3 protein-coding genes are annotated in these 2,504 nt (G+C 49.6%); all 3 read left to right on the top strand.

Annotated features, from left to right (window positions below; translation table 11 throughout):
• Nucleotides 1-85 precede the first annotated feature (85 nt).
• Complete coding sequence (locus tag ACTIE6_RS22530) at nt 86-1,612, top strand: GMC family oxidoreductase (RefSeq protein WP_439558772.1); 1,527 nt, start codon at nt 86-88, stop codon at nt 1,610-1,612.
• A 59-nt stretch (nt 1,613-1,671) separates the two neighbouring features.
• A complete protein-coding gene (locus ACTIE6_RS22525; RefSeq protein ID WP_056287712.1) occupies nt 1,672-2,097 on the top strand; it encodes a hypothetical protein in 426 nt (141 codons plus the stop codon).
• Between the two features lie 41 nt (nt 2,098-2,138).
• Nucleotides 2,139-2,504: nuclear transport factor 2 family protein (locus tag ACTIE6_RS22520; protein WP_439558771.1), on the top strand; the 366-nt coding region annotated here is incomplete at its 3' end.

Genomic DNA, 2,504 nt, shown 5'->3' with positions numbered 1-2,504 from the left:
CCTCGTTCTGGAAGGCGACCACAAATCTGACTGGGTGAAAGTGAACTGTTCACAATAAGCGATTACCTAAACCTCCACTTGTAAAATGTTGAATAATCAAGTTTACAATTACATCATTGTGGGAGCCGGCGCGTCCGGAAGTGTTTTGGCCAACAGGTTAAGTGCCGATCCGGCCAACAGGGTTTTGTTGATAGAGGCAGGTGGCAGCGATCAGAATCCCGCAATCCAAGATCCGGCCGGCTTTGTAAGCCTCTGGGGATCCGAAATGGACTGGAAACTGGAAACTACGCCGCAACCTGGTTTGGGTGGTCGCAGTATCACCATCAACCAGGGGAAGGTGCTGGGCGGCAGTACGTCGATCAATGCGATGATGTATGTGCGCGGCAATCCTGCCAATTTCGATCTGTGGGAGCAACTTGGCGCAGAAGGCTGGTCTTACAAGGATGTTTTACCATTTTTCAAAAAATCGGAAAACTTCGAAAACGGCGCTTCTGAATACCATTCCACCGGCGGTGAGCTGAGTATCCGCGACTGTCCCGACGAAGTAATGCGCTCCACGCATTTCCTCGAAGGCGCAACTGAGCTCGGCTACGACGGACCTTACTGGGATTACAACGGAGAGCGCCAGGAAAACGGCGTCGGCCTTTTACAGTTCCACATCGACAAGAACAACCGCAGGGATAATGGCGCATCTGCTTTCCTGGATCCCATTCAAGCAAGACCTAACCTGACCATCCTTACCAATGCGCTGGTCAGCAAGATCTTGATTGAAAATAAAAAAGCATTCGGGGTTGAATTTGAAGCGGGAGCGCTGACCTGGAATGCACTGGCAGAAAAGGAAATCATTATCAGTAGCGGTGCACTGGCATCGCCTAAGTTGCTGCTGCTTTCGGGCATTGGTCCCGCTGCGGAACTGGAAAAGCTTCAAATCCCGGTGATCGCCGACTTACCTGGTGTAGGGAAGAATTTGCAGGACCATTTGCAGCTTCCAATGATCTTCCGGTCTAAGATACCAATGCCGAATACAACCTTGCTGACAGGAAATGCCATTTTCTTGTGTACAAAAGAGGAGGGAGGACAAGTCGATTTACAAATCAATTTTACACCAAGTCTCCCGCAGCCACTCGCACCTTTGTTACCTGATTTTGGCGGGCCGATTTGCATATTCCTGCCGATCCTCGTACAAGCTGAAAGCAGGGGAGAAGTGACGCTGCGCTCTTCCAATATCCGGGACGCGGCTGTTGTTAATCCCAATTACCTGCGTGAGCCGGCTGATGTGCAGGTGCTGTTAAAAGCGATAGAAATCGTCAGGAAAATAGCCGGTACCTCCAAGTTTAAGCCGCTTAACGGAGGCGAAATGGTACCCGGAGATGCTGATCCTGAAAGTTATATCCGCAACCAGTGCTCCACATTGTGGCACCCGGCTGGTACCTGTAAAATCGGAAACGATGAAATGGCAGTGGTAGATCCGCAACTGCGGGTGCGCGGAGTTCAGAACCTGCGCGTGGCAGACGCATCCGTTATGCCAACAGTTACCAGCGGAAATACAGTTGCAGCATGCTTTATGATCGGTGAAAAAGCAGCGGATATGATCCTCGCAGCAAACCACTGATCTACCGAAAGGCAGTGCATTGATTTTTAAAAAAGACCCATAACCTCAATTCAAATACAATGTTGACACAAGAAGCGATTAAAGAACTGGCAATCGACTGGTACAAGAAACTGGACGTCCATGTTCCCATGGTAGAGGTATTACCCCTGCTTGCAGATGCAGAGCTGGAAATGGTTTTCCCCGAAGCGACGGTTTACGGATATGCCGGCTTTGAAGGCTGGTTCCAGCGCGTTATCCGCATTTTCTTCGATGAAGTTCATACGGTTAAAAGTGTGGAATCGGAGATTTCAGGTGACAAGGCGACAGTGAAAGTAGTAGTGCAATGGGAAGCAAGCGTGTGGAATGCACCCGAGCCTTTCAGCAAACGGATCAAATGCGATGCTTTCCAAACCTGGGAAGTGAAATTGAATGATGCAGGCAAAGTCATCATCAGCAAATACATCGTAGACGGACTGGAATACCACGAAGGCTCGGCGACACTTTAATTTGATCCATTATCCCCTTATCCCCTTATCCTTTCCATATCATGAAGAACGTACCTGATACCAAACTGGGTAAAATGTACAGAGAGCACATCCAGCACATTCTCGACAAGAATATCGATGCGCTTTTGGACCAATATACCGATGACGCGACGCTGATCAGCAGCTTCTCCAAATCGCCGGTGATTTACAAAGGCCGCGACCAGGTGAATGAGCATATGCAGGGCATCCTGGGCATTGACGGTCTGGAAACCGAAATCGTTTTCTGGGCTGAAACAGAAAACCCTGAAACGCTGATGATCACCGAGCAGATTACCATGACGGTGGGCGGCGAGAAAAGCGAAATGCGGTTTGCCGACAGCTGGGTACTTGAAAACGGCAAAATCGCAATCCACTTCGCGGGAATGGTA

The organism is Dyadobacter sp., from assembly GCF_051859145.1.
In the GTDB taxonomy this organism is placed as follows: Bacteria; Bacteroidota; Bacteroidia; order Cytophagales; family Spirosomataceae; genus Dyadobacter.
The sequence above is the reverse complement of the archived record's forward strand: the minus strand, read 5'-3'. Positions and strand labels throughout refer to the sequence as shown.

What these genes read in the sequence shown, in the direction of transcription:
- ACTIE6_RS22530 (WP_439558772.1), top strand. Translation starts at nt 86, where the DNA reads ATGTTGAATAATCAAGTTTACAATTACATCATTGTGGGAGCCGGCGCG.
- ACTIE6_RS22525 (WP_056287712.1), top strand. Translation starts at nt 1,672, where the DNA reads ATGTTGACACAAGAAGCGATTAAAGAACTGGCAATCGACTGGTACAAG.